At 51.8% G+C, this 26,644-nt stretch carries 17 protein-coding genes; 4 read left to right on the top strand and 13 right to left on the bottom strand.

From position 1 onward, the window contains the following. Positions 1-6 precede the first annotated feature (6 nt). Positions 7-2,574 carry a polysaccharide biosynthesis/export family protein gene (locus DUE52_RS09770; RefSeq protein ID WP_114405822.1) on the bottom strand — a complete coding sequence of 856 codons (2,568 nt, stop codon included), beginning with the start codon at positions 2,572-2,574 and terminating at the stop codon, positions 7-9. A gap of 319 nt (positions 2,575-2,893) precedes the next feature. Between DUE52_RS09770 and DUE52_RS09765 the strand changes: the two genes are divergently transcribed. Further along, positions 2,894-4,786, top strand: coding sequence for a DNA topoisomerase IV subunit B (locus DUE52_RS09765; RefSeq protein ID WP_114405821.1), 1,893 nt, complete (start codon positions 2,894-2,896; stop codon positions 4,784-4,786). A 101-nt stretch (positions 4,787-4,887) separates the two neighbouring features. Next, positions 4,888-5,964, top strand: a complete 1,077-nt coding sequence (gene pheA, locus DUE52_RS09760) for a prephenate dehydratase (protein ID WP_114405820.1) — start codon at positions 4,888-4,890, stop codon at positions 5,962-5,964. A gap of 104 nt (positions 5,965-6,068) precedes the next feature. Here the strand turns inward: pheA and DUE52_RS09755 are convergent, their stop codons facing one another. The 7 genes from DUE52_RS09755 to DUE52_RS09725 form a co-directional block, all read right to left on the bottom strand. Further along, positions 6,069-7,001, bottom strand: a complete 933-nt coding sequence (locus DUE52_RS09755) for a bifunctional riboflavin kinase/FAD synthetase (RefSeq protein ID WP_114405819.1) — start codon at positions 6,999-7,001, stop codon at positions 6,069-6,071. Further along, the gene (gene truB, locus DUE52_RS09750) at positions 6,998-7,696 is read right to left on the bottom strand and encodes a tRNA pseudouridine(55) synthase TruB (RefSeq protein ID WP_114405818.1); all 699 of its coding nucleotides are present in this window, start codon (positions 7,694-7,696) and stop codon (positions 6,998-7,000) included. The genes DUE52_RS09755 and truB overlap by 4 nt, the downstream gene beginning before the upstream one ends. A gap of 4 nt (positions 7,697-7,700) precedes the next feature. Beyond that, positions 7,701-8,480, bottom strand: coding sequence for an undecaprenyl-diphosphate phosphatase (locus DUE52_RS09745; protein WP_114405817.1), 780 nt, complete (start codon positions 8,478-8,480; stop codon positions 7,701-7,703). After that, a complete protein-coding gene (locus tag DUE52_RS09740; RefSeq protein ID WP_114405816.1) occupies positions 8,477-8,680 on the bottom strand; it encodes a DUF3098 domain-containing protein in 204 nt (67 codons plus the stop codon). The genes DUE52_RS09745 and DUE52_RS09740 overlap by 4 nt, the downstream gene beginning before the upstream one ends. Before the next feature lie 60 nt (positions 8,681-8,740). Next, positions 8,741-9,619, bottom strand: a complete 879-nt coding sequence (locus DUE52_RS09735; RefSeq protein ID WP_114405815.1) for a cell division protein FtsX — start codon at positions 9,617-9,619, stop codon at positions 8,741-8,743. A 174-nt stretch (positions 9,620-9,793) separates the two neighbouring features. After that, on the bottom strand, positions 9,794-10,177 hold the full coding sequence (locus DUE52_RS09730; RefSeq protein WP_114405814.1) for a DUF779 domain-containing protein: 384 nt from the start codon (positions 10,175-10,177) through the stop codon (positions 9,794-9,796). 97 nt (positions 10,178-10,274) lie between these two features. Continuing rightward, positions 10,275-11,813 carry an aldehyde dehydrogenase family protein gene (locus DUE52_RS09725; protein WP_114405813.1) on the bottom strand — a complete coding sequence of 513 codons (1,539 nt, stop codon included), beginning with the start codon at positions 11,811-11,813 and terminating at the stop codon, positions 10,275-10,277. A 224-nt stretch (positions 11,814-12,037) separates the two neighbouring features. Here DUE52_RS09725 and DUE52_RS09720 point away from each other — a divergent pair, with 224 nt between their 5' ends. After that, positions 12,038-12,967 (top strand): AraC family transcriptional regulator, encoded by a 930-nt coding sequence (locus DUE52_RS09720; RefSeq protein WP_114405812.1) that lies wholly within the window; start codon positions 12,038-12,040, stop codon positions 12,965-12,967. A gap of 6 nt (positions 12,968-12,973) precedes the next feature. Here DUE52_RS09720 and DUE52_RS09715 read toward each other — a convergent pair whose 3' ends face one another. The 4 genes from DUE52_RS09715 to DUE52_RS09700 all read right to left on the bottom strand — a co-directional run bounded on the left by DUE52_RS09715 (position 12,974) and on the right by DUE52_RS09700 (position 22,528). After that, entirely contained in the window at positions 12,974-13,408 is a 435-nt protein-coding gene (locus DUE52_RS09715) for a DoxX family protein (protein WP_114405811.1), read from the bottom strand. Positions 13,409-13,570: 162 nt separating this feature from the next. Beyond that, positions 13,571-15,727, bottom strand: coding sequence for a tetratricopeptide repeat protein (locus tag DUE52_RS09710; protein WP_114405810.1), 2,157 nt, complete (start codon positions 15,725-15,727; stop codon positions 13,571-13,573). A 302-nt stretch (positions 15,728-16,029) separates the two neighbouring features. Beyond that, positions 16,030-18,723, bottom strand: coding sequence for an MGH1-like glycoside hydrolase domain-containing protein (locus tag DUE52_RS09705; RefSeq protein WP_229312124.1), 2,694 nt, complete (start codon positions 18,721-18,723; stop codon positions 16,030-16,032). 325 nt (positions 18,724-19,048) lie between these two features. Continuing rightward, complete coding sequence (locus DUE52_RS09700; RefSeq protein ID WP_114405809.1) at positions 19,049-22,528, bottom strand: methylmalonyl-CoA mutase family protein; 3,480 nt, start codon at positions 22,526-22,528, stop codon at positions 19,049-19,051. Between the two features lie 87 nt (positions 22,529-22,615). On the opposite strand from DUE52_RS09700, the gene DUE52_RS09695 reads away from it, so the two are divergent. Beyond that, positions 22,616-25,861: a cyclic nucleotide-binding domain-containing protein gene (locus tag DUE52_RS09695; protein WP_114405808.1), complete on the top strand. Its 3,246-nt coding sequence runs from the start codon at positions 22,616-22,618 to the stop codon at positions 25,859-25,861. On the opposite strand, the gene DUE52_RS09690 is transcribed toward DUE52_RS09695, so the two are convergent. Continuing rightward, positions 25,842-26,435, bottom strand: coding sequence for an HD domain-containing protein (locus DUE52_RS09690; RefSeq protein WP_114405807.1), 594 nt, complete (start codon positions 26,433-26,435; stop codon positions 25,842-25,844). The two genes, DUE52_RS09695 and DUE52_RS09690, sit on opposite strands and share 20 nt — an antisense overlap. Positions 26,436-26,644: the final 209 nt, after the last annotated feature.

Below are 26,644 nucleotides of genomic sequence, written 5' to 3'. Positions count from 1 at the left end.
TCTGAATTAACGAAGCAACCGGAATGCCAACACCGTCGTGATCAAGGTCATGATCGAACTGAGAACGCCGGTGGTGTTTGAAATGACCTGTTGGGGAGTCAATTCGCCTTTGGTTTGCTGCGGAACAATGATTTCGGAGCCGGGTTCAACCCGCGGATACACGTTGAAGAAGGCAAACCGGCGTGTCCGGTCGGCCGACCCGTTGGCATACACCACATAAGCGCGTTTTCGGGCTGAACGGCTGGTGAAACCACCGGCCTGCGAAATGTAATCCTGGAACGTTTGTCCTCTCCGGTATTTCGCCGTCGTCGGTAACAACACTTCTCCACCAACCCGTACGGTTTCCAGTTGTTTCGGAATTCGTAAAATATCGCCTTCTTCCAGAATCATATCCTCTGGGGAACCCGGGTTACTTAAAATCTTCTGCAGGCTAATCCCGATCAGTTGCTCAGTAACATCGGTGGTTACTTCGGGCTTTACAATCGCCTTTGGGCTATCGTCGGCCAGTTCGGTAATGGTTTGCTGGCGCAACTGCTTTTCAGCCTCACTAAGCTGTATGGTCCGAACCAGGGTGGCCCCCTGGACATAGGCAAACGGCGTAATGCCCCCCGCCATTTTAACCAGATCTGAAACGCGCTGGTCTTTCGTTACCACCGGATATTCACCCGGCATGACGACTTCCCCTTCCACATTGACAAAGGTTTGGATCCGGTAATTAGGCGAGCGTCGCACGATAACCTGATCGTAGGGAAAGAGCGGAAACTGCGTATCCGTTGACTTCATGCTGAGATCCCGATCGACATTGAATCGGAAAATTTCCGAAACCTGAGCTGATTTTGAACTAACATCGACGTCTTTTTTCCGACGAACAATTTCAATTTGGGCAGCCGCAGCCGATTCTTTCAAACCACCCGCCCGCAGAATCAGATCTTCGAGCGTCATGTTGGCCACATACGGCGTAGCCTCGATGGGGGTGATCACTTCCCCGGTGATGCTGATTTCGGCAAATTCGGCCATATCGAAGCGGGAAGGAATAATGACCTGATCTTCCCGTTTCAATTCCACATCCGGTTTCACGCCGTTCATAATATCGACCAAATTTAGGGAGATATTTTCGATCGCCATATCCTCGCGGGTGCGAACAATTTGAATCCGCCCCGTAAAGGCTTCTCCTTTCAGGCCTTCGGCACTGGCAATCAGTTGTTTCAGGGTTTTATTCTGATCCAGCGAATAAATGCCCGGACGGAAAACCGCGCCCTGAATACCGACCTGGTTTTCATAACGAACCAACACGCCTTCAACCACAACCTGGTCACCATCTTCCATCGGGAAGGTTGGAAAATCGGATTCCACAACGTCGATGACCTTCAGTTCCCGGTTCGTAAACCGGGTCACTTTGATGCGGGCTTTATAGGCATTGCTGCTAAAACCGCCGGCCAGTTCGAGCAATCGCGCCATGGGTTCGCCGGGCAGCATTTCAAAAATGTTGTTGCGTTTGGTCGATCCGTTAATTTCAACGTGCGACTTGAACGTCTGGAAGCGTACGTTATCGTTGTCCTGCAAACGGATGTCGTTCCGTTGAATCCCGGTTGTCAGGAAGTCATACAGGTCGATCGAGGCCACAACCCGGTTGTTGCGGATCACCTGAACGTTCCGGAAAGACCCAATTTCACTGGGACCACCGGCCTGATAAATCACGTTCATGGCCGTCGAAAGCGACGAAACCGTGTAGGTGCCCGGCCGGACGGCTTCGCCCGTTACCGTCACCCGGATGCTGCGGATGTCACCCAGCGTCACAATCATGTACGTATTGGCCGCGCCGTAAGGCCCGCTTTTCAAGCCGACGTAGATTTTCGCCAGCCGGTCCAGAATGCGACCCCGGGCCTGTTCGATGGTCAGACCGGAAACGTGAACCGGCCCCACCCGCTGGATGTAGATAAACCCGTCGGGGTTGACCGTGGTCTGATAAACGGCTTCCGAATAACCGTAGATATTGATGTTCAACTGATCATTGGGACCCACCACATAGCCTTTCGGTGTGGCAATGTTGATGTTCGGCTGAAAAACGCTGCCGTTGGCCGGATCGTTGAAAAGCTGATACCCAAATAATTTACGCCGTTGGGCGGCCAGTTCCCGTTCCCGCAACAGTTCGGCTTCCGTTTTTAGCTGCGTTTCATCCTGGTCGTCGATGGTTTGTTCGGTGGCATTCTGGCTGCTTCCGTCGGGAGCGGTTTGCTGCCCGTTCTGATTGGTGCCGGTCGTACCGTTTTGCCCGGTTGTTCCGTTTTGGCCCCGGGTTCCCTGTTGGTTTGCGCCCTGTTGCGTGGTGCCGGTGGTGCCGGTTGTTCCGCGGGTTCCCTGTTGCGTAGTACCTTGCGTACCGCGGGGGGCGTTACCGGTTTGTCCCGGAAGCTGTCCGGCGGGTGCCTGACCCTGCGTGGGGCGTGGCATACCAGAAGGAAGCGTAGAGGGGGCCGACGTGGGGGCTGAAGGAGCCTGAATGACCTGAGCTGCCGCATTGAAGCCAGTACAGAGCAGCAATACACCAAGAATGGTTTTGCGGAAAAATTGCATCGAAGAGTAGGCGGAAAAATTTGAGCTAAAACAATGGAAATGTGGATATTTTTGCATATTTTTAAGAAAGTATACGACCGGTTTCCGGCGCTCAATCTCATTTGCTTTGGTTTGCTATCAGTAGTAAATCGTGCATTGACGGTTTTTGACGCACTTTGCGCTACAAAGTAAACGAACTTTTACTACTTTTTAAACATTTTCTTTTTAAAGGTCAAAATTTCATATTTTGCGAACACCCGATAAACTGCCGACCGCTGATGAATGCGTTAAAATGCGGTTTTTGGGGTGTTTTCTGACGTAAAACCAGTTTAATAGTCATATGGCAGATAGTAATCAGGTTCAGTACACAGAAGACAGCATCCGGTCGCTCGACTGGCGGGAACACATCCGGCTTCGGCCCGGAATGTACATCGGGAAGTTGGGCGATGGGTCAGCCGCGGATGACGGAATCTATGTATTGATCAAGGAAGTAGTAGACAACTGTATCGATGAACACGTGATGGGCAATGGCAAGCTCATCGACATTAAAGTGACCGACCACCGCGTTGAAGTACGGGATTATGGCCGGGGAATTCCGCTCGGAAAAGTAGTCGATGTGGTATCCAAAATAAACACCGGCGGGAAATACGATTCGGGCGCATTCCAGAAATCGGTGGGTCTGAACGGCGTTGGTACCAAAGCCGTCAATGCCTTGTCCACCCTGTTCCGGGTGCAGTCGTACCGGGAAGGAAAAACCGTCTGGGCCGAATTCGAACGCGGCATCCTGGTTCGGCAGGGCGAAGATTCCACCAACCAGCGCAACGGAACCCTGGTTGTTTTCGAACCGGACAACACGGTTTTCAAAAACTTCCATTACATCCCGCAGTTTCTGGAGAACATGATCTGGAACTATTGTTACCTGAACGCCGGGCTAACGATCAGTTTCAACGGGCAAAAATTTATTTCGCAAAACGGGTTGCTTGATTTGTTGCGGAATAAAACCGACGAAGATGCCCTGCGGTATCCCATCATTCACCTGAAGGGCTCCGACATTGAGATTGCCTTGACGCACGGCAACCAGTATGGTGAAGAATATTATTCGTTCGTCAACGGTCAGTATACGACCCAGGGCGGAACCCACCTGGCGGCTTTGCGCGAAGCTTTCGTCAAAACCATCCGCGAATACTTCAAAAAGGAATACGACGCGGCCGATATTCGGGCCTCGATCATTTCAGCCATCAGTGTGCGGGTGCAGGAACCGGTGTTTGAGTCACAGACCAAAACCAAACTGGGCTCCATCAACATGGCCCCCGACTCCAACAGCACGACGGTGCGTTCGTTTGTTATCGATTTTGTGAAAAACCAACTTGATGATTTCCTGCACATGAACACCGAAACGCGGGAAGCCCTCAAAAAACGGATCGAGCAGTCGGAGCGGGAACGGAAAGAACTGGCCGGGATTAAAAAACTGGCGAACGACCGGGCGAAGAAAGCCAACCTGCACAACAAAAAACTGCGCGACTGCCGGAACCACCTGCCCGACGTCAAATCAGATGATCGTTATAACACCACGCTGTTCATCACGGAAGGGGATTCGGCCAGCGGTTCCATCACCAAATCGCGGAATGTGCAGAACCAGGCGGTGTTTAGTCTGCGCGGAAAACCGCTGAACTGCTTCGGGCTGACCAAGAAGGTGGTGTATGAAAACGAAGAGTTCAATTTGCTGCAACACGCCCTCGATATTGAGGACGGACTGGATACGCTGCGCTACAACCGCATCGTGGTGGCGACCGATGCCGACGTCGATGGCATGCACATCCGGTTGCTGCTGATGACTTTTTTCCTGCAATTTTTTCCGGATTTGGTTCGAAATGGCCACCTTTACATCCTGGAAACGCCGTTGTTCCGCGTTCGGAATCCGAAAAACCACAAGGAAACCCATTACTGTTATTCGGAAACGGAAAAGCAGCAGGCCACCGATAAATTGACCAAAGGCGGTAAAAAAGTTGAGATTACACGCTTTAAAGGATTGGGAGAAATTTCCCCGGAAGAATTTGGCCTGTTCATTGGCGATAACATGCGCCTGGAACCGGTGATTATGGAGAAAGAAACGTCCGTTCCGAAGTTGCTCAGCTATTACATGGGTAAAAACACCCCGGATCGCCAGCGTTTCATCATCGACAACCTCCGCATCGAGAAAGATATGGAGGAAGTTGCGCTGGTATTGGAATAAGTTATATGAGTTAGGAATTAAGAGTGAAGAGTTATGAGTGAAGAGTTTCATGCGTCAGCCAACTCTTCACTCATAACTCTTCACTCATAACTTTTTTAAAAGTGACCCTCGAATCCCTCCGTACACAGATCGATTCCATCGACGATCAATTGTTGCATTTGTTGAACCAGCGCATGGAAGTGGTGCGGCAGGTTGGCGAATTAAAGAAATCGAATAAATCCGTCATTTACCGCCCCGAGCGGGAGAAGCAGATTCTGGATCGGCTGCACGAACTGAACAAGGGCTTGATGACCCCGGCGGCTATCGACGCCATTTACCTGGAAATTTTTGCGGTTTCGCGGAATCTGGAAATGCCGGAGCGAGTGGCCTACCTCGGACCAGAAGGGAGCTTCACGCACCAGGCCGCCGAAAGCCGGTTTGGCGCCATGAGCGATTACATTGCCCTGCCCACCATCCGGTCGGTGTTCGAAAGTGTTGAAACGGGCCGCAGCCGGTTTGGCGTGGTGCCCATCGAAAATAACCAGGAAGGCGTTGTCAATGAGACGATTGATTTACTCTTCGAAAAAGACCTCCTGATTGCCGCCGAAGCCCAGATTCCGATTCATTTTACGTTTGCCACCCAAACCGATGTGCTGAGCGAAATCACGCACATTTACTCCAAGGATATTGCGTTTGGTCAGTGCAGCAAGTTTTTACGGGATTATTTCGAGGGTTTGCCCGCCGAGCTGATTCCGGTTGAGTCGACCTCCAAAGCGGCCAAGATGGCAGCCCAGCAACCCCGGTCGGCCGCCATTTGCTCCAACATCGCGTCCAAGCTGTTCGGTGTACCGGTTTTGTTCGACAACATCGAAGACACGGACTTGAACCGAACCCGGTTTTTGGTGTTGGCGAAGGATTTTGAAAACCAGAGGAGTGGTCACGACAAAACCACGATTGTCGCCCGCCTGCCGAACACGAACAAACCGGGGGTGCTGGCGCAGTTTCTGCAGGAGTTCGACGCCCGCAGCATCAACCTGACCAAAATTGAAAGCCGCCCACTGCGGGAAGGAGCCACGTTTAAATACTGGTTTCTGATCGAGTTTGAAGGCCACGCCAGCGACCCCGGTGTTCATGAAATTCTGGAACACCACGGCGCGGATGTCAAATGGCTGGGGAGTTATGTGCGGTCGCTGGGGTGAGAAAAGATAATTTTAAATGTAAAATGATGAATGCTAAATGTAAAAGTTTCTCATTATCAGGCACTTTTACATTTAGCATTCATCATTTATTATTTGAAATTACCTTACATTCCTAAAATCTCTCGCGTCTGTTCCACGTCCAGTTGCATCTGGTCCACCAAAGCAGCTAATCCTTCGAACTTCAATTCGGGGCGCAGGTATTCGATAAACCGGACGGTCAGGTGTTCGCCGTAAATCTCCTGGTTGAAATCAAAAATATACACTTCAATCGTGCGGTGCGTTCCGCCGACGGTGGGCCGGGTGCCGATGCTCATGGCTCCGCCCAGCTTCACGCCCTTGTAAATCACTTCGGCGGCATAAATACCATTGGCCGGTACCAGCTTGCTCGGATCATCGACCTGGATGTTGGCTGTCGGGTAGCCGATGGTGCGGCCCAGTTGCTGCCCTTTGACGATGGTTCCGCTCAGGCTGTAGGGACGCCCCAGAAACTTGGTAGCGGTTTTCAGATCACCTTCCAGCAGTGCCGCCCGGATTTTGGAGGAGCTAACCCCCACATCTTCCACATCCTGCCGTGGGATTTCTTCAATCTCAAAACCGTAATGATGGGCGTGTTGTTGCAAATACTCGAAGCTGCCTTCCCGGTTCCGCCCAAAATGGTGATCGTAGCCGATGACCAGTTTTTTCGTTCCGATTTTATCCACCAGAATCTGTTCGATAAATTCCGCTGAGGATAGCTCGGAGAACGAACGGGTGAAGGGAATGACGACCAGATTATCGACGCCCGCAGCCGCCAGCAACTCGGTTTTTTCTTCCAGCGTCGAAAGCAGTTTCAAGCCCTGGCTGTCGTTGGAAACCACCGTGCGCGGGTGCGGCCAGAACGTCAGCACCACGGTTTCACCGCCTTCGTCGCGACGGGCGATTTCGGTGAGCCTGGTCAAAATTTTCTGGTGACCTAAATGAACCCCATCGAAGGTGCCGCTGGTGACAACGGCGTGGGGGATGGGTTGAAAAGTATCAGTTCCGTGGTAAATCTTCATGAATGTAATGGCTCAGCCGGGCGGTTTTTGCTGATAAATCCGTCGACGGTGTCCGCTTCTTCAATCCGAAACGCACCAATCCGAGTTCGGCGGAGGGCCTTTAAATACGCACCATTTTGCAAAAACAATCCCAAATCGCGTACTAAGCTACGGATGTAGGTCCCTTTTGAGCAAATAATCCGAAAATCAATTTCTGGAAACCGTTCGGTATCGACTTCAAAGGCTGAAATCGTCACCGTTCGGGATTTGATCCCGCCCTCCACCTGATCGGCGGTTTCACCCCGTCGGGCTTTTTCGTAAAGCCGTTCGCCATTGACCCGAACGGCGGAATAAATGGGGGGAATCTGGTCGATGACACCGGTGAGTTGCTGAACGGCGGTTTGAATGGCTTCGGGTGTGATTCCGGAAACATCAAATTCGGCATCGAAATCCGTTTCCAGATCGACGGAGGGCGTGGTTTTGCCCAACACCAGCGTTCCGGTGTATTCTTTTTCCTGCGCCTGGTAACTATCGATCTGCTTGGTCATTTTGCCGGTGCAGAGAATTAGCAGACCCGTTGCCAGCGGATCGAGCGTTCCGGCATGACCGATTTTCTTGAACTTTCCCGCAAATTTGAGCTTCTTGACGACATCGAACGACGTCCAGGTCAGCGGTTTATCGATGAGAATCAGTCGGCCTTCGTCGGGTTGTTGCATGGATTTAGACAACATCCAGTTTTACGCCAGCCGCCATCAAACCGAGCAACAACAAGCCGAGCGCAATGCGGTAATACCCGAATACTTTGAAACCGTATTTAGTCAGAAATCCGACAAAGCTCCGAATGGCGAGCAGACCCACGATGAACGCAACGACGTTACCGAGCAACAGAATCTGAATATCGTCGGACTGGATGGTTTTGTAGGTTTTCAACAGTTTGTAGCCCGTAGCAGCCGCCATGGTCGGAACGGCCAGGAAGAACGAAAATTCGGCGGCCTGTTTCCGCGTAAGTCCCTGGGTCATCCCGCCAATGATGGTGGCGGCTGAACGGGAAACGCCCGGAATCATGGCGATACACTGAAAAAAGCCGATTTTGAGGGCTTCAGGAAACGTGACGTCGTAATCGCGCGGAAACTGCTTGAAGATGCGGTCGATGTACACCAGTAGAATACCGCCCAGCAAAAGCGTAATGGCAACGACAGTGACATTTTCCAGCAGCGAATCGATGAAATCATTCAGCAGAAAACCGATGACAGCGGCCGGCAGAAAGGCCACGAGAAGTTTGAAATAGAAATCGGTTGTTTGCAAAAACCGGCGCCGGTAGAGCACCAGCACCGAAATGATGCAGCCGAACTGAATGTTGACGGTATAAAGCTTGGTAAATTCCGACTTGCTGATGCCGACCAGGGACGAATAAATAATCATGTGGCCCGTGGAAGAAACCGGCAAAAACTCGGTCAACCCTTCAATAATGGCAAGAATAATCGCGTGGAGGAAACTCATTGATTCGTTGGTCGGCGCAAAATGGCAAAAAATTCAAGAATAAAACCACCCATGACAATCAGCGGGCCAATGGTAAGCCCCAGGGCTCCAAAGCCAAATTCTTCCGTATCCATGCTCATCACGATGAAGCCCAGGAGAATGATTACCACGCCGATCACCATCAGGGTGTAGTTGGCGCGTCCGAAGGGAAGTTTACTCATAGTATTAAATGGTTGATGGTTAGATGGTTAACAATGATTTTAAGGATACCACCCAACGGGTTAATACAAATCGTCCAGCGATAAGCTCAAATACCGGTGAACCGCCTGGAAGGTGCTGATTAAACCGATGATGACACCCAGCACAACGACGGCACCGAGCAAAATAGCAATTTTTTCGGGTTCCTGTAAAGTCGCCAGACCATCGATGTTGCGGAGGGCTACCTGTAATAAAATGAACAGAAGTGCAGCGGCAACGATGCCACTCATGAGGCCCTGCGTCATGCCGCGCCGAAGAAACGGAAGCTGAATAAACCCGTTGGTTGCGCCGACGAGCTGCATGCTCCGGATGAGCAACCGCTGGGAATACAAGGCCAGCCGGATCGTATTGTTCATCAGCACGACGATGATCACCAGCATGATCACCGCAAAAACCGACATGATGATGTAGATTTTGGTGATGTTTTTGTTGATTTCGTCGACGATATTTTCCTGGTAAATGACTTCAAAAACACCATTGACGCTTTCCAGATCGTCTTTTACTTCCTGAAGCCTGACTTCTTCAAAATAATCCTCCTGCAATTTGATGCGGTAACTGTCGCGTAGCGGGTTCTCGTTCAGGAAATTGGTAAAATTCTCTTTGGTATCGGCCATAAACTCCTTGGCCGCCACGTCTTTGCTGACGAACGTAATCTGGGGTGATGTGCCGTTGAAAAGAACATACGGTTTTTTTACGATTTCAGCGTGGAGCTTTTCGAGTTTGGCAGCATCCAGATCCTTGTCCAGAAACACCCGTACTTCGTTGTTTTCACGAATATACCGGACCAATTTCTTGGACTGAAGCACCAGCATTCCGCAAAAACCGATCAAAAACAAGGCCGAAGTCAGGCTGAAAAGAATCATCCCGCTCGGATACGCACCCACTTTCTTTTTTGAAGCCATAGAAAACTCCGTCGGGCAGTGTCATCCTGCCATGCCGACGTCGGTTACAAAAATACGGATTTTGCCCGAACACCAACTCATTCTGTTGGATAGAGGAGGGAGATTTAGGAAAAATTAAGAGATAAGAGGCAAAAGGGGTAATTTGATCTGCTTCCTGTCGGATAATTATAACGCTCAAACTTCAAGTGGCCCTACGTGAATGGGCGTCAACTGATCGAGTTCGTCCAGCTCGAAAAGCCGGGACCGAATGAAAAACCGGATGCCAAGCGGAATTTCCAGTGAAAAACTGGCCCCCCGGCCGGGTGTTACGTCGATGGTCAGTTGGGTATGTTTCCAGTATTCGAACTGGTCTTCCGACATAAAAAAGTCACAGCCATGAACCTCGCCAAGCCAGACATCGGAGGAGCCGATCAGGAAATCGCCTTTGGCAAAACACATCGGCGACGATCCATCACAGCATCCTCCGCTCTGGTGGAACATCAATTCGCCATGCTCCCGGCGTAGTTTGTCGATGATGATAGCAGCAGCCGGTGTAATCTCAACGCGGGAAATTTTCATACCTAATTTTGAATGAGTGAATGATAGAATGAGTGAATAGAGCCATGAGCTTGACTGCCCATTCTATCATTCACTCATTCTATCATTCAAAATTAAATTAAAAGAATCCCAGTTTATTCTTGCTATACGAAATCAGCAGGTTTTTCGACTGGCGGTAGTGGTTGAGCATCGAGAGGTGGTTTTCCCGACCGAAGCCCGACTTCTTGTAACCACCAAACGAAGCGTGAGCCGGATAGTTGTGGTAACAGTTCACCCACACCCGTCCGGCCTGAATGGCCCTCGGGACCTGATACAGTTCATGCGCGTCGCGGGTCCAGACGCCGGCTCCCAAACCGTACAGTGTATCGTTGGCCATTTCGATGGCTTCATCGACGGTTTTGTAGGTCGTGGCCGAAACCACCGGACCGAAGATTTCTTCCTGGAAAATCCGCATTTTGTTGTTGCCCCGGAAAATCGTCGGCTCAATGTAATACCCGTTTTCCAGGCCATTGTTCAGCTTTGCCGGACCACCGCCGGTCAGAATTTCGGCACCTTCCTGCTTGCCAATGTCGATATACGACAAAATTTTCTCGTACTGATCATTGGACGCCTGCGCGCCCATCATCGTGGTGGTATCGAGCGGATGCCCCAGTTTGATGGCTTTGGTGCGTTCGATCACCCGCTCCATGAAACCGTCGAAAACGCTTTCGTGAACCAGCAGACGCGACGGACAGGTACAGATTTCGCCCTGGTTAAGCGCAAACATGACCGCGCCTTCGATGCACTTGTCGAAGAACGCATCATCGGCATCCATGATCGATGGCAGGAAAATGTTCGGCGATTTGCCGCCCAGTTCCATCGTAACCGGAATGAGGTTTTCCGACGCATACTGCATAATCAGACGGCCCGTGGTGGTTTCGCCCGTAAAAGCCACTTTCGCGACCCGCTTCGATTGCGCCAGCGGTTTGCCCGCTTCCGGACCAAAACCGTTGATGATGTTGATGACGCCGGGAGGAACAACGTTTTCGATCAGTTCCATCAATACCAGAATTGAGGTCGGTGTTTGTTCGGCGGGTTTCAACACCACGCAGCAACCGGCCGCCAGGGCGGGTGCGAGTTTCCAGGTGGCCATCAGCAGCGGGAAGTTCCAGGGAATGATTTGGGCCACCACGCCAATGGGTTCCTTGATGATCATCGAAACCGTATCGGCATCCAGCTCCGAAACCGATCCTTCTTCGGCCCGGATGACGCCGGCAAAATAGCGGAAGTGGTCGACCACCAGCGGCAGATCGGCCGCCATCGTTTCGCGGACGGCTTTTCCGTTTTCGACGGTTTCGACGCGCGCCAGGAATTCGAGATTATTCTCAATGATGTCGGCGATTTTGAGCATGATGTTGCTGCGTTCGGTGGCCGACGTGCGCGACCAGGTGGCAAACGCTTTATGAGCCGCATCCACCGCCAGTTCCACGTCGGCGGCTTTTGAACGGGGCATCCTCGAAATCAGGCTATCGTCGATGGGAGAGTTATTTTCAAAATATTCACCGCCAACGGGGGGGACCCATTTGCCGCCAATGAAGTTTTCATACTGATTCTTGAACTGAGGTCGTTCCAGTTGGGTAGCCGAGCGGGTGGCCACGGGTGCTTCTAAGGTTTCCATGGATTAAAGAATATGTTAAACTGATTTTCGGAATTTGAATTGTGACAAATTTTGCCGAAATCGTACTAAAGTTTTTTCGGTATTCTCTCAAAAACTTACGGTATTGTCTCTTTCTTTTTCCTCTATAAACCCTACTGGAATGTGCGTTTTCTCGTAGTGAATACGGTTTTAGGGAATTCGGGAAGTTGAAATCGGAATGGTAAACGGAACAGAACCAGTAGCTTATGACATCGGGAAAAAAGTCATTGCAGAATTCGGAAGCGTTGCCAGCCTGGGGTGGTCGCCTGGACGCACTGGTGGAAAATAAGCTGACCCTGAGCCACGACGTGGCTGAACTTCATCTGTACGAAACGTTCCAGCGGGCGCAGTTGGTCGAACTGGAATTTGGTGCGCCGGTGCTGACCAGTATGTTGACCGGGAAGAAGGTCATGCACATTGACGAGCTGAAACCGTTCGATTATCTGCCCGGTGAATCGCTGGTGTTACCGGCCAACAAACCGATGAAAATTGATTTTCCGGAAGCGACCGTCCAAACGCCCACCCGCTGCATTGCGCTCACGATTTCGGGGGAGTTTATTCAGCAGACCGTCAACTATCTGAATGAAGAATATCCCCGCAGCGAACCCAGTGAACTCTGGGAGGTGGATACCAATAACTACCACTTGCAGAACAACTTCGAAATCAGCTCGTTGGTCGATAAAATCATTCGGCTGTACCGGGAAAACAATGTGCTAAAACCGTTCTTTATCCACAATTCGCTGGAAGAACTGATCGTGCGGCTGATGCAGACCCAGGCCCGGCGGGTGCTGGTCGATCAGGCGCGGAAATACATGAGTTCGCACCGGCTGGCGTTTGTCGTGGAGTATATTCGCAACAATCTGACGAAGGCGTTGGCAATCGACGAGTTATCCAGTCAGGCGTGTTTGTCCAAGTCCCACTTTTTCAGGTTGTTTAAAAACGAACTTGGGGTGTCGCCGATCCAGTTTATTCTTCAGGAACGCATTCGGCTGGCGAAACAGATTCTGAGCAATCCCGCCAAGTCGATTACGGATGCCTGTTATGAATCGGGATTCAATAGCCTGACACATTTCAGCAATGCCTTTCGAACCGTTGAGCGCATCAGCCCCCGTCAGTACAAACAGCAACTCACCTAGGCGGTTTTAGTGATCGTGCCGACTCATCCAGTCGTCCATCGAAAATCTGCCCGACCCAATGACCAGGAACATAATCAGCAGAAACAGAACGACAATCGACAACCACAGTTCGGAATTCAGGGCCGAGAAACCCTTGCTGATGTTGATGAAAAATACGGCCCCCAGCAGAATGGGCAATTGAGCCAGCACTGCCAGGCGCGTCAGCATCCCGAAGGCGATCAGCACCCCGCCCACCAGATGGGCAAAGGCAACGTAGTGAACCAGCATAACCGGCGTCAGACCGAAGCGGCTTCCGCCAACGAGCGAAGAAAGGTAGGTGGTGTCTCCAATAAAACTAACTCCTTTCAGGAACAGGATAATTCCCAGCATAATGCGAAGAGCGTCAATCCAGGCGGGGTGATGCGTATCGCCCCAGTGTTCAACTCGTTGTAACACATTCATGACATCGCTTTTTTGGTATAACTACCCTAAGTTAGTCATTTTTATTAGACAAAAGCAAGGATTTATTGGGTGATTTTGTTGTTGAGTGAATGCGTGACTGAGCGATTGAGTGAAAAAAGCAGGATCTTCGATCTATTCACTCAATCGCTCAGTCACGCAATGCTAAATAATCTTCGGACATTTCGTGCTGCCCGCCAGCCGGGATCGTCGTGGTTTGGGCATGCGCTTGCTGGCAACCCGGTTTTTTTGCGGAGTCTTGACTTTGGAAGGGTTCGCGATAATTTCCATCGCCACCAAGTCGTCCAGCGGCCGGTAGTCCGGCGGGGTAGGGGCGTCGGTTTGGATCGGGAAATAGTGGTCGCCGGGAAATTCGTAGTGTTCGAATTCGTAATCGTAGAGGTAAATATTGATGTAACCGTCTTTGCTATATTTTGAACTAATTGAGTTGGTCGGCATCAGATTCTGAGCCTGGAGAATGTCGGGCCGGTGTGCCAGCGAATCCTTAAAATACTCTTTGTAGACCTTATACCGGTTAAACTGGTATACCATGCTGGCCGAGTCGATGGTCAGGGCAATGTTCAGGTAATGCAGCCCAAATTCGCCTTTTTTATTGCGGGCATACAAAACCCCGAGGTTGTTGATGGCGCTTTTGTCCAGATGGCCCAGGTAACTTTGAACGGCCTTGTCGTATTCTTCCGTGTTTTTGTAGACGTTTCCTAAATTATTGAAGTATGTTTTATGCGTCGAATCGAGGTCGCGCGACCGCTCGTAATCGCGGACGGAGCGGTAGTAGTATTGTTTGGCATTGTGAAAATCCCGTTCCTTTTCCTTTTTCAGGGCCAGGTAGGAGCGGACAATGCCCCGGTTGTTGAACAGAAACGCTTTGTGATGTCCCCGGTTGATGACGCTGTCGAGAACGGCTTCCGCCTGTTCGATGCGGTCTTTCTCCAGCAGTGAAATCGATAAACCGTTCAACGCATTCAGATTCTGACGGTTATGGTGCAAGGCCCAGGAAAAGTTATCGTAGGCTTCCTCCATATCCCCCGATTTTAGGTGCATGTTGCCTTTGTTGGTCAGCATCTTGTCGTTTTGCGGAGACAGGCGAATGGCTTTTTCCAGATACGCCAGCGTGTAGCGGAAGCTGTCTTTTTTGCGGTAGACTTCGCTGGCACCGGCATAGGCCGCCGGGTGTTCTTTGTTCAGTCGCATGGCCACGTTCAGGTCGACCAGGGCAGTGTCCAGTCGGTTGAATTCCAGGTGCGTAAGGCCACGGCTTAAAAAGCAATCGGCAAGATTTTTGTCTTTCTGATCAAACAAATCGGGTGATTGCAGGAAGTGGTCCATTGCCTGTTCGTGCAGGCCCTGCCGGTGGCTGATGACGCCCAGACCCAGGTGAATGTGCTGATTTTCCGGTGCCAGGGCCAGAGCCGCTTCCAACTCGATGCGGGCCGAGCGGTAATCGCGAATGCTGCACAGGGCGTTGCCCAGGCCGGTCCGGGCTTCCACCCATTGCGGACGAAACTGAACCGCCCGGCGGTATTCGGCCACGGCTTTGGCAAACTCTTTCTGACCATAGAAGGCATTCGCCAGTCCAAAGCGGGCTGGTGCCTGGTAGGTTCGGTCGTTGGTGAGCAGGTAATCGGTGAATTTTTCGGCGGCTTCTTCGTATTCTTTCAGGCCGAGGAGCGCATTGCCCAGCCGAACCGGCAGCATCATGGTAAGTTCCGGCACTTTTTCGACTGATTCATAAGCGTTCAGGGCTTCGCGGAATTTCCCCAAACCCAGCAATGCATCGCCTTTGACCATACGATATACCGATTCTCCGGGTCGCATCCGAACGGCATCCGAAGCAGCCCGGCTGGCTTCCTCGAACTGACCCGCGTGGAGGTGGGCGACGGCCCGGTTGAAGGCTACTTTGTCGGCTCCTTTTCCGCCGGGCGTGTTTTCCAGCAGGGCCAGGCCCACTTTGACATCACCACTCATGCAGAAAAAGACGCCCTGATTGGCCTGGGCATGCGAAAAGTTGGGGATTTGCTGCAACAGGCTGCTGGCTTCTTCATACCGTTTCAGACGGCTCAGGATGATGGCCTGGTTGTAGATCAGGGTGTCGGAAGGGCGACCCGCGGAAGCGCGTTGCAGAAGCTGGAGCGCCCCGCTGTAATTCTTGTTTCGGGCCAGTTTGATGGCGGTATTGTTGAGCCGTGGAACGGAATCGTTGTCTGATTTTAAGTCAGACGTTAGTCCTGACGCATACCCGGTTATCGGTTGAAAAACGACAAAACACAACAACAGAATCACAGGGTACAACAACCGCGGCATCAGAGAAATTAGTTAGGACGGGCTGGTGAAGATACAATTTTTGGTTATATGAGCCAAAGAAAGTGAGTTGCCGGTCTACTTTTGTGAGTATATGGGCGAATAAATGGCGTTGAGAAACGTTTGAGTAAAGTATTCAGGAAACTGAGTTTTAGGGTAGTTTTGAATCGGGAACCCCAATTAATACAAATTGAATTTGATCTTATATGCACGTATTAAATTGTAATCAAATGAGAATCGCCGGTAGAAATTCCATCCGCTACTAAAACGTAAAAAGCCGGCACTAAACCGGCTTTTTACGTTTATTACAATACTTTGGCATGAACCGGTTCTTTCTGAAGCCGGTGTTGATACAGGAACTCGATCAGGTCGGCCACCAGCCCGGTCCAGCCGGTTTGGTGGTTGGCGCCGAGGCCGCTGCCGTTGTCGCCGTGGAAATATTCAAAGAACAGGTGCATGTCTTTGAAATACGGATCATCCTGGTATTTTTTGTAACCATTGTAAGCCGGTATTTTACCGGTTTCGTCGCGCCGGAAAATATTGACCAGACGTTCGGCCACCAACACCGTCGCTTCCTTAATGCTCATGACCTGACCCGAATTGGTCGGGTATTCGATTTCGAAATCGTCGCCGTAGTAATTATAAAACTTCAGCAGGGAGTCGATCAGCAGGTAGTTGACCGGGAACCAGATCGGCCCCCGCCAGTTGGAATTACCGCCGAACAGACTCGTTTCCGATTCGTTCGGAACGTATTTTACCGAGAAAATCTCGCCGTTCAGGTTGAACTCATACGGTTTTTCACCGTGGTATTTCGACAACGCCCGGATGCCATAATCAGACAGGAACTCGGTTTCGTCGAACATCCGTTTGAGCAGCATTTTCATCCGGTGACCCCGGAGCAACGAAAGGAGGTGGGTAGCGCCCTTTCCCGGTTCGTGCCAGCGCGAAATCATCGACGCCAGATCCGGGCGGTTGGTCAGAACCCACTCGACCCGTCGTTTGAAATCCGGCAGTTTTTCCAGCAAGTCATCGTCCAGAATCTCGACGGCAAAGAGCGGAATCAGACCCACCATCGAGCGAATTTTCAACAGCATACTCGCGTTGTCGGGCGTGTGTAGCACGTCATAGTAGAACTGATCGTCTTCGTCCCACAGGCTGATGCCCTGTCCGCCCAGGTTTTTCATGGCAGCCGCAATGTGCAGGAAGTGCTCGAAAAACTTGGAGGCCATGTCCTGGTAGGTCGGCCGGGTCAGCGCAATTTCGCAGGCAATCCGCAGCATGTTCAGCGTATACATGGCCATCCAGCCCGTTCCGTCGGCCTGTTCGATGTGGCCACCCATCGGCAAGGGTTGGCTGCGGTCGAACACGCCAATGTTGTCGAGGCCGAGGAAGCCGCCCCCGAATACGCTGTTGCCGCTGACGTCTTTCCGGTTTACCCACCACGTGAAGTTGAGCAACAGTTTGTGAAACACGCGTTCCAGAAAGTTGATATCGCCCTTACCGTTCATGTCGCGGTCGATCTCGTAGACTTTCCATGTCGCCCAGGCATGGACGGGCGGGTTCACATCGCCAAAATTCCACTCGTAGGCCGGAATCTGTCCGTTGGGATGCATGTAATACTCCCGCAGGATAACCGCCAGTTGGCGTTTGGCAAAATGCGGATCGAGTCGCGCCAGCGTCAGGGTGTGAAAGGCCAGATCCCAGGCGGCAAACCACGGATATTCCCATTTATCGGGCATCGACAGGATGTTGGCAGTATACATATGCCGCCAGCCGGAATTGCGCTGGTAGGCCCGTCCATGAAACGGCGTGGGCATTTTGGGGTCGCCTTTCAGCCACTCGTTCACATTGTAATAGTAGAACTGCTTGTTCCACAACATGCCCGCGTAGGCTTGCCGTTGAATAATTCGCAATTCCGGATCGGTCACATTGGCTTGCAACTGATCGTAAAAATCGTCCGCTTCCTGAACCCGTTGGTCGAAAATGGCGTCATAATCAGCGAAAGGCTGGCTTTTGTGCGTGTCCTGACTAAACCGCAGCCGAATGGTGACGGACTCGCCGGCCGGAATCGTTCGGACATACCGGGCGGAGGCTTTTGAGCCAATCTGATTCGGATTGACGTATTTTTTATCGCCCGAGATGATATAATCGTTGACGCCGTCCTTGCAAAACAATGACTCGTTGGGAATGCCGTAGAGTCGTTCCGTATTGGTTTCATTTTCGCAGAACAGCAGCTCGTCGGCGTCTTCGCAATACAGTTTATATTTTCCCAGGAGTTTATGATCGACCGCAATCTGGGTGGTGGCAATGCCGTTCAGAATGGGTTTGTAAGCATACTGTTCATAGCCCCACGACCAGGTATTGCGGAACCAGAGTGTGGGCAGCATCGTGAGTTTTGCAGCCTCCGTATACCGGTTGTGGGCGGTAATTTTGATCAGAATGTCGTTTTCGTCATTTTTGGCATATTCGATGAAAATGTCGAAATACTGGTTGGCGTCAAAAATACCGGTATCGACCAGCTCGAATTCGGGTTGCAGGCGGTTTCGGTGCCGGGCTTCGTCGACCAGACGGGTATACGGAAACGCTTGCTGGGGATACTTGTACAGCATTTTCATGTAAGAATGGGTGGGCGTACTATCCAGATAATAGTACATCTCCTTCACATCCTCTCCGTGGTTTCCTTCCGGGCCGGTCAGACCAAAAAGCCGTTCCTTGATGATGCTATCCTTGTGATTCCAGAAAGCCAGGGCAAAACAAACGTGGCCTTTGTTGTCGGAAAGCCCACCAATTCCGTCTTCTCCCCAGCGATACGCCCGGGAGCGTGCCATATCGTGGGTGATAAACCCCCAGGCATTGCCGTGGACGCTATAATCCTCACGAACCGTGCCCCAGGAGCGTTCTGATAGATAAGGACCCCACTTCTTCCACCCTTTGTTATCGGCGCGGGTATAAATGCGTTCGCGTTCGATGCTGTTTTCCATCTTGAGGTTGTATCCCATTGTGAAGCTTCAAGTACAGTGTTGCGGCAAATTTCCAGGTAAATCAGGTCAACGATGACACTGCCATGAAGTCATTGATCGCCTTAAATTAGTATTCTCATCCAATAATGGTGTCATTGATTGGCCATTATTTTTTATTCCTTTCTCTAAAAAAACGCATCAACAGGTGATGGTTTATTGATCATCAGTTGAAAAAAGAGCGATTTGCCAGACAAAAGCAGGTGCGGGTTTTTGAAACATCTACCGAGCCTTCGCATTTTTCGCGCCAATCTCTCCGCCCGTTGTTAAATGTTTTTTTTCGGTTTCAACCAGGTAAAGGCTGCATTTACATATTCCGGCGGTATTGGCCGCCCACTTCATACAACGCCCGCGACAGTTGGCCCAGCGAGCAAACTTTGGTGGCCTCCATCAGGGCTTCAAAGATGTTGCCGTTGGCCAATGCGGTTTGTTGTACGTGTTTCAACACTACATTGGCCGCTTCGCGATTTCGTTCCTGAAACGCTTTCCGGGATTCGATGGCGTATCGTTTCTCGTTGTCGGTCGAACGAATGACTTCCTGTGGGATGCGGGTGGGCGAACCGTTGGGATCCAGAAACGTGTTGACGCCGATGATGGGGAGTTTGCCGCTGTGTTTCTGCATTTCATACACCATCGACTCGTCCTGAATTTTACTGCGCTGGTACATGCGCTCCATTGCGCCCAACACGCCACCGCGCTCGTTCAGACTGCGGAATTCATTCAAAACCGCCTGTTCGACCAGATCCGTGAGTTCTTCCATACTGAAGGAGCCCTGCAAGGGGTTTTCGTGTCGGGAAAGACCAAATTCCTTGTTGATGATCAACTGAATGGCCATCGCCCGCCGAACGCTTTCCTCGGTGGGCGTTGTGATGGCTTCGTCGTAGGCGTTGGTGTGCAGGGAATTGCAGTTGTCCGACAACGCGCTCAGGGCCTGCAAGGTGGTGCGGATGTCGTTGAACGCAATTTCCTGCGCGTGCAAACTCCGGCCGGAAGTCTGAATGTGGTATTTCAGCTTTTGCGAACGCTCGTTGCCTTTGTATTTGTATTTCATCGCTTTCGCCCAGATGCGACGGGCCACGCGTCCCAGCACCGAATATTCCGGGTCCATGCCGTTGGAAAAAAAGAACGACAGATTGGGCGCAAAATCATCGATTTTCATACCACGGGCGAGGTAGTATTCCACGAACGTAAACCCGTTGGAAAGCGTGAAGGCCAATTGCGAGATCGGATTGGCACCGGCTTCGGCAATGTGGTAGCCCGAGATGGAGACGGAATAAAAGTTGCGAACCTGCTGGTCGGTGAAATACTGCTGAATGTCACCCATCATCCGCAGGGCAAATTCCGTCGAAAAAATACAGGTGTTCTGCGCCTGATCTTCTTTCAGAATGTCCGCCTGAACGGTTCCCCGCACCTGCCGCAGCGTGTCCGCCTTAATCTTTTCATACACCTCTTTCGGCAGAACCTGATCGCCGGTGGTTCCCAGCAGCAGCAATCCCAAACCCGTATTGCCGTCCGGTAATTCGCCCTGATAAGCGACTTTACCCCCCGGCCCCCTGAAGGGGGAGTTTGCTCCGACGGTTTCCACTCCCCCTTCAGGAGGCCGGGGGGCGGTTTGTCGCAAATACAACTCACACTGCTGGTCGATGGCGGCATTCAGAAAAAAACCGAGTAGCATGGGAGCGGGGCCGTTGATGGTCATGGAAACCGACGTGGCCGGGTCGCAGAGGTTAAAACCGCTGTAGAGCTTTTTGGCGTCGTCCAGGGTACAGATGTTGACGCCGGAGTTGCCGATTTTGCCATAAATATCGGGGCGGTAATCCGGGTCTTCGCCGTAGAGCGTCACCGAATCAAACGCGGTGGAAAGCCGTTTGGCAGGCATGCCTTTCGAGACGTAGTGAAACCGTCGATTCGTCCGCTCCGGTCCGCCTTCGCCCGCAAACATCCGCGCGGGGTCCTCGCCTTCGCGCTTCAACGGGAAGACTCCGGCGGCATAGGGAAACTCGCCCGGCACATTTTCGGTCAGCAGCCAATGCAGGATGTCACCCCAGTCTTCGTAGGTCGGCAAACTGATTTTTGGGATTCGCAAACCGGACAGGGAGGTCGAAAACAGATTCTGGTGAATCGTTTTATCCCGAACCTGATACTGGTAGGTGTCCGCCCGGTATTTCTGCTTCAGGGCCGGCCAGCCTTCCAAAAGTCGCCGGCAATCGTGGTGAAGGCGGTTTTCAAAGTCGGTATAGAGGGCTTGGAGGGATGGTGAAACCCTGTCTTCTGAAACCCTGTCAGCGCCGGGCCGTCGTACGGTCGGAGACCCTGACAGGGTTTCAGAAGACAGGGTTTTCAATACCCCGTTGATTTGATACATCTTCCGGGCAATCGCGACCTGCTCGTTCACGAAGGCATCGTACTGACCACTGGTCTCGACAATTTCGGCTAGATATCGAACCCGTTCGGCCGGAATGATGGCCGAGGGCGAAGTGTGTGATTGAGTAAGAAGAACCTGATTCAGAAAATGATTCCCGGTTTTTTGCTGAACGAGCTGCATCAGTTTCGAGAACAGGGCGTTCATGCCGGCATCGTTGAACTGGGAAGCAATCGTTCCGAAAATAGGGAGTTCATCGTCCGGGAGTTCCCAAATGCCGGGATTGGTAACTGCGTGATTTCGGCGGTATTGTTTGCGGACATCCCGCATCGCGTCCAACGACCCGCGTTTGTCGAACTTATTGATGGCGATGACATCGGCAAAATCGAGCATGTCAATTTTTTCCAGTTGGGTGGCTGCGCCGTATTCAGACGTCATGACATACAGACTGACGTCCGAGTGCTCGGTGATTTCCGTATCCGACTGCCCGATGCCGGAGGTTTCGATGATGATCAGATCAAATTGAGCCCACTGGCAGATTTCAATGGCATTCCGAACGTGTTTACTCAAAGCCAGGTTGGCCTGACGGGTTGCCAGGGAGCGCATATACACCCGGCCGGCTGCCAGATCGGGGTGGATCGCATTCATCCGGATGCGGTCGCCCAGCAGGGCACCCCCGGTCTTGCGTTTCGACGGATCGACGGAAATAATGGCGATGGTTTTGTCGGGAATCGTCAGCAGAAACCGCCGAACGAGTTCATCAACCAGGGACGATTTGCCCGCGCCACCGGTTCCCGTGATCCCCAAAACCGGGACAAAACCGCGATCGGTATGTGGAAACGGCTGGTCGATTTTTTCGTACAAAGCCGGTTCATTTTCCGCCACCGAAATCAATTCCCCGATCAGGTTAACATCTTTGGTTTGGGCGAGCGAAGCCAGTTGCCCGTTCAGCTTCGCCAGGTGGTCGGCCGTTCCGGTTGGCTGATCACAGTGTTCCAGCAAGTCGTTGATCATGCCCTGTAACCCCATCGTTCGCCCATCGTCCGGCGAGTAGAGCCGGGTCACGCCATAGTGGTGCAACTCGTCTATTTCGGCGGGTAAAATGGTGCCACCGCCACCGCCAAATACCTTGATATGAGCTGCTTTTCGTTCCCGAAGTAAATCAATCATATACTTAAAGAATTCGACATGTCCACCCTGGTAGGAGGTGACGGCAATGCCCTGCACATCCTCCTGAATGGCGCAGTCGACAATTTCGGCCACCGACCGGTTGTGACCCAAATGGATCACTTCGGCACCGGATGCCTGCATGATCCGGCGCATGAGATTGATGGCGGCATCGTGGCCGTCGAACAAAGAAGCCGCCGTAACGATGCGGATAGGGTTGCGGGGCAGGTATGGATTATTGGATTGTTGCGATACCATGATCAAATTGCAAATTGTCGTGTAAAAGTAGGCAGAATGGCGGAAAAGCAGTATTATTGATTATCATTAGCAAGTTTTAAAACCGGCATGTCGCCAGCTCAAAAGTTCTACCGTTCGATTGGTGTACGCCATCATGAAGTTCGAACAGTCTGGTTATTTTTCTTACACAACTTTTTTCTCGGCATTGGGACGATCCTGGTTTACGTTTCGGCGAACGTCATTTTGCTTGAAAATCACCCCGAGACCAGTCTGCCCATCGCCTACATCGGTTCCGCGATTGCGATGATGATTGTCGGGAAATTGTACGCACATTACGAGCATCTCCTGGCCCTTCGAACGCTGGCCGTCCGGGTTTTGTGGGCGGTTATCATCCTGACATTCATCATCGATGTGCTGGTTCTGGCGGGGCATTCCGTGTGGTCGTCCATTGCAATCATGGTTGGTTTCCGGATGATCTATCTCCTCACGAATCTGGAGTTCTGGGGTGTTTCGGCGGTGGTGTTCGATGTCCGGCAAAGCAAGCGGTTGTTCAGTGTCATCAGTTCGGGTGATATGCCTGCCAAGGCAATGGGAGCCATTCTGGCCGCTCTGGTTCACGCCCATACCGATATGTTTTTCCTGCTGATTGTGGCTTTCGGCTCCTTTCTGGCGGCCATCTACATCCTGCGGCTCACCTATCATTCCCACGATGTTCACGCGACGCACGGTTCTTCGCGGGTTCGTCAGCCCAACCAATCGCTGATTGTCGAGCATTTATTCGGCAACAGCCGTTTGATCACCTCGATGTGTTTGAGTCTGGTGGCGGTGGCAACGGTGGCCGCCAGCGTGGAATATGCTTTTTTTATCAACGTCAAATACAAAATCCACTCGACTACCTCGCTGCTGCAATACCTGAGTAAGGTCCTGGCGTTGACGTATTTGATCGCCATGGTCGTGAAGGTGATCATCTCGGGACAGGCGCTCGACCGACTGGGTATCCGGCGTTCGCTGCAATTATTGCCGATCACGGCCCTGGTTGGCGTGATCGTTTTCTGGATTGTCTGGGTGCTGGACGTTAGCGAACCGACCTGGCTGTTGTACTATTGTGCGCTATATCTGACGTTTGAGGTCATGCGCCGTTCGCTGTTCGATCCGGTTTTTCTGGTGCTTTTCCAGCCGCTGACGACCCAGCAACGGCTCCACGGCCACACCCTTGTCAAAGGCTATTACGAACCGCTCGGGATGGCCCTGGCCGGGGTTATGATTTACGCGTTTCATGCCTATCCGGAACTGAATGAATGGGTGCTGTTTGTCTGGATGGGCATCGGTACGCTGGTGGCTTTCCTACTGCTCCGACGGACCTATCAAAACTACCTGAATGAACTGAAGTCAGCTTTGAGCCGGCGGTTTCTGGAAACGAACGAGCTGGCCGCACCCGAAGAGGTGTTGAATCTGGTGTTGACGAATCTGGAAAGCGCGCGGGTCGAGGAGGTCATCAACGCCATGAACTGGCTGAAAACGCACCACCCGGAAAAACTGTCCGACGCATCGGTAATGCTCCTCAGTCATGCTGAATTGCCGGTTCGCCGGTTTGCGCTGGAATCGTTTATCGACCTGAAATTTCCCGTTGACGCCCCGCTTGTTTACCGTCTGGCGCTTCAGGATCCCGAACCGGCGATCCGGGCGTTGGCCAGCCGGTTGTATGCGGGATTGCCAAAAGCGGATGCGAAAGGCGTAGCGGATTTACTGCACCACCCGGAGCTGACGACTCGCAAAGGGGCCATTCTGGGGAGTTGGAAAAACCGCCCGTATACGAAGTTGGCTACCGAAAGTTTCGAGAAGTTAAGTATATCGAACGATCCGGCCGACCGAATGGCGGTTTTGGAGATCATCCGGGGGCTTCAACTGCAACAGCGCAGCGACCTGGTTACGGCCTCCCTAAAAAGCACCGATTCTGCCGTTGTGAATGCCGCCATTCGAACGGCTGGCGTTATGCAAAATGCTGCTTTGACCCGCCAACTCGTCAACCTGTTGTCCGACAAACTCTACTGGCGAACCGCGGCCCGCAGCCTGAGCGACATGCAAACGGCGGCTGTTCCGTTTCTGGAAGAGGCCGTTCTGGCGTCATCCGACACCTTGCTGATTCGCCGGATTGCGTCGGTTTGTGCAAAAATCAAGGTTCCTGAAAGCCATCACGTATTGACCACGCTCGTCGGCAAACCCGATTTGACGGTTCGGATGGCCGCTTTGCGGGCGTTGAGTCATCTGGAAAGTGTTGCTACCAAATCGGAGATTTACTACCCGGTTTTGCAGGAAGAACTGAAACTGGCGCAACGGCTGCTCCACGGCAGTCTCCATAAAAATGACAAAGAACTGCTGGCTTGTCTCGATTATGAAATCGGTCTGCTCTTGCAGCGGGTTTTCTTTCTGCTTATGCAACTGTATGATCGCGACGTGATTGCCAGCGTTCGGACGGGGATTGACCATGCTTCGCGGGAACGGCGGGCGAATGCACTGGAAATGCTCGACAACCTGATTCCCCGGGTGGTATACCAGTGTCTACAGGCCCTGCTCGACGATGTTCCGGTGGCCGAAAAAGTCCGTCTGGTCGACGCGCAACTGGAGCCTTTTCATTCGCAGGAGCCGTTGTTAACGTACATCTTGCATCAGGGAGAAACCATGTTTTCGGCCTGGACGATCAGTGTGGCCCTGCGCCGGTGGACCTCCCGCTCGCTGGCAAACACCCGTTTGTTAGGCCCGTATCTCAACCATCCGATTCAACTGCTGCGGGAAAGTGCCGATGGAGTTTTGCAGGTTGTGAAGGAAAATCACCCCGAATGGTACCAGCGATTGCTGGCCGATCATCCTACGATAGCTAGTCAACACATGAAATCAACAGAAGCCCACATTTCTGATTTTGAGCGGGTTATTGTTTTGAAAAATACCCGGCTGTTTGCCGATACGCCCGAAAATATCCTGAGTACGATTGCGCCGATCATGAAAGAAGTCACGTACCAGGATGGTCAGACGATTTTTCAGAAAGGCGATATCGGGAACTGTATGTTCGTGATTTATTCGGGAACGGTCGATATTTTCGACCGCCAGCAGCGGCTGGCGCAATTCGGGAGGGGTGATGTGTTTGGTGAACTGGCTTTGCTCGACACCGAACCGCGCTCAGCTTCGGCGGTTGTGGCCTCCGACGTGTTGTTATTCCGCATCGACCACGAAGATTTTTACGACCTGATGGAAGAGCGCGAGGAAGTGTTGCGGAACATGATGCGGATTCTGTGTCAACGCATCCGGCTGCAAAACGAGAAAATCCAAACCATGTCGGTCATACCGAATAATGGCTGACAATTTCTTTCAAATTATTCAGCCGCTCTTGTTTGTTGGTCTGCCGTAAAGCCGTTGCGGTTTTGGTCCAATAGTGGTGGCTTTCCAGAAAACTGACCTGAATCCGGTTCCAGGCGGCCTCGTCGCGAATAAAATTCCGCTCTTTCAATTCTTCAAAAAGCGAGCTGGCAATCGGGTCGAAGTCCGCCCGGCCCAGGTAATCCAGATCCGCATCACACAGGATTTCCTCGAACAGATTCTGCGGGTTTTGCGGTATTTTGGTTGCCATGATCATCCCGCAAATCTGCTCGATTTGCTCGGAAAGGTAGCCAAACTGCGGGAGTGTTTCGCGGGCATAACGGCACCCCTCAGCCTCGTGGCCCTGGTAGGTGGTGATAAAACCGCAGTCATGGTAAAGCGCGGCTGTTCGCAGCAACGTCAGCGATTCCGTGTCGGTAACATCCTCTGCCTGTGCCAGTTTAGAAACCGCATCAACCACATCCAGGGTATGATGAAGACCGTGGTAATACAGGGTGGGCGAAAGATCGCGCTTCAATTTAGCAAGGATAAACTCCTCGGCTTTCCGCAGATTCATCGAATACAGGCTAATAACGGGTGATAAATCAAACGTACTACAAATTGGTACGGTTGTCAACATCTGTCTGAATATTCATTACAAGTGACTATTAGTAGGCAAACGGTAATATTTTAATTATCTTATTGCGGAGGACCTATTTTAAGTATAAATTGGTTTTTTTCCAATTTATATACTACCCGCTTTCCCTAAACCCAAATTATTGTAAA

This window comes from Larkinella punicea, from assembly GCF_003334855.1.
GTDB classification, from domain to species: Bacteria; Bacteroidota; Bacteroidia; order Cytophagales; family Spirosomataceae; genus Larkinella; species Larkinella punicea.
Note: the sequence above shows the minus strand (reverse complement) of the source record. Positions and strands in the feature narration are given on the sequence as shown.

Excerpts from the sequence above, each read along its gene's own strand:
- DUE52_RS09770 (WP_114405822.1), bottom strand. The coding sequence starts at position 2,574 with ATGCAATTTTTCCGCAAAACCATTCTTGGTGTATTGCTGCTCTGTACT.
- DUE52_RS09765 (WP_114405821.1), top strand. The coding sequence starts at position 2,894 with ATGGCAGATAGTAATCAGGTTCAGTACACAGAAGACAGCATCCGGTCG.
- DUE52_RS09755 (WP_114405819.1), bottom strand. The coding sequence starts at position 7,001 with ATGAAGATTTACCACGGAACTGATACTTTTCAACCCATCCCCCACGCC.
- truB (WP_114405818.1), bottom strand. The coding sequence starts at position 7,696 with ATGCAACAACCCGACGAAGGCCGACTGATTCTCATCGATAAACCGCTG.
- DUE52_RS09745 (WP_114405817.1), bottom strand. The coding sequence starts at position 8,480 with ATGAGTTTCCTCCACGCGATTATTCTTGCCATTATTGAAGGGTTGACC.
- DUE52_RS09740 (WP_114405816.1), bottom strand. The coding sequence starts at position 8,680 with ATGAGTAAACTTCCCTTCGGACGCGCCAACTACACCCTGATGGTGATC.
- DUE52_RS09735 (WP_114405815.1), bottom strand. The coding sequence starts at position 9,619 with ATGGCTTCAAAAAAGAAAGTGGGTGCGTATCCGAGCGGGATGATTCTT.
- DUE52_RS09730 (WP_114405814.1), bottom strand. The coding sequence starts at position 10,177 with ATGAAAATTTCCCGCGTTGAGATTACACCGGCTGCTGCTATCATCATC.
- DUE52_RS09725 (WP_114405813.1), bottom strand. The coding sequence starts at position 11,813 with ATGGAAACCTTAGAAGCACCCGTGGCCACCCGCTCGGCTACCCAACTG.
- DUE52_RS09720 (WP_114405812.1), top strand. The coding sequence starts at position 12,038 with ATGACATCGGGAAAAAAGTCATTGCAGAATTCGGAAGCGTTGCCAGCC.
- DUE52_RS09715 (WP_114405811.1), bottom strand. The coding sequence starts at position 13,408 with ATGAATGTGTTACAACGAGTTGAACACTGGGGCGATACGCATCACCCC.
- DUE52_RS09710 (WP_114405810.1), bottom strand. The coding sequence starts at position 15,727 with ATGCCGCGGTTGTTGTACCCTGTGATTCTGTTGTTGTGTTTTGTCGTT.
- DUE52_RS09705 (WP_229312124.1), bottom strand. The coding sequence starts at position 18,723 with ATGGGATACAACCTCAAGATGGAAAACAGCATCGAACGCGAACGCATT.
- DUE52_RS09700 (WP_114405809.1), bottom strand. The coding sequence starts at position 22,528 with ATGGTATCGCAACAATCCAATAATCCATACCTGCCCCGCAACCCTATC.
- DUE52_RS09695 (WP_114405808.1), top strand. The coding sequence starts at position 22,616 with ATGTCGCCAGCTCAAAAGTTCTACCGTTCGATTGGTGTACGCCATCAT.
- DUE52_RS09690 (WP_114405807.1), bottom strand. The coding sequence starts at position 26,435 with ATGAATCTGCGGAAAGCCGAGGAGTTTATCCTTGCTAAATTGAAGCGC.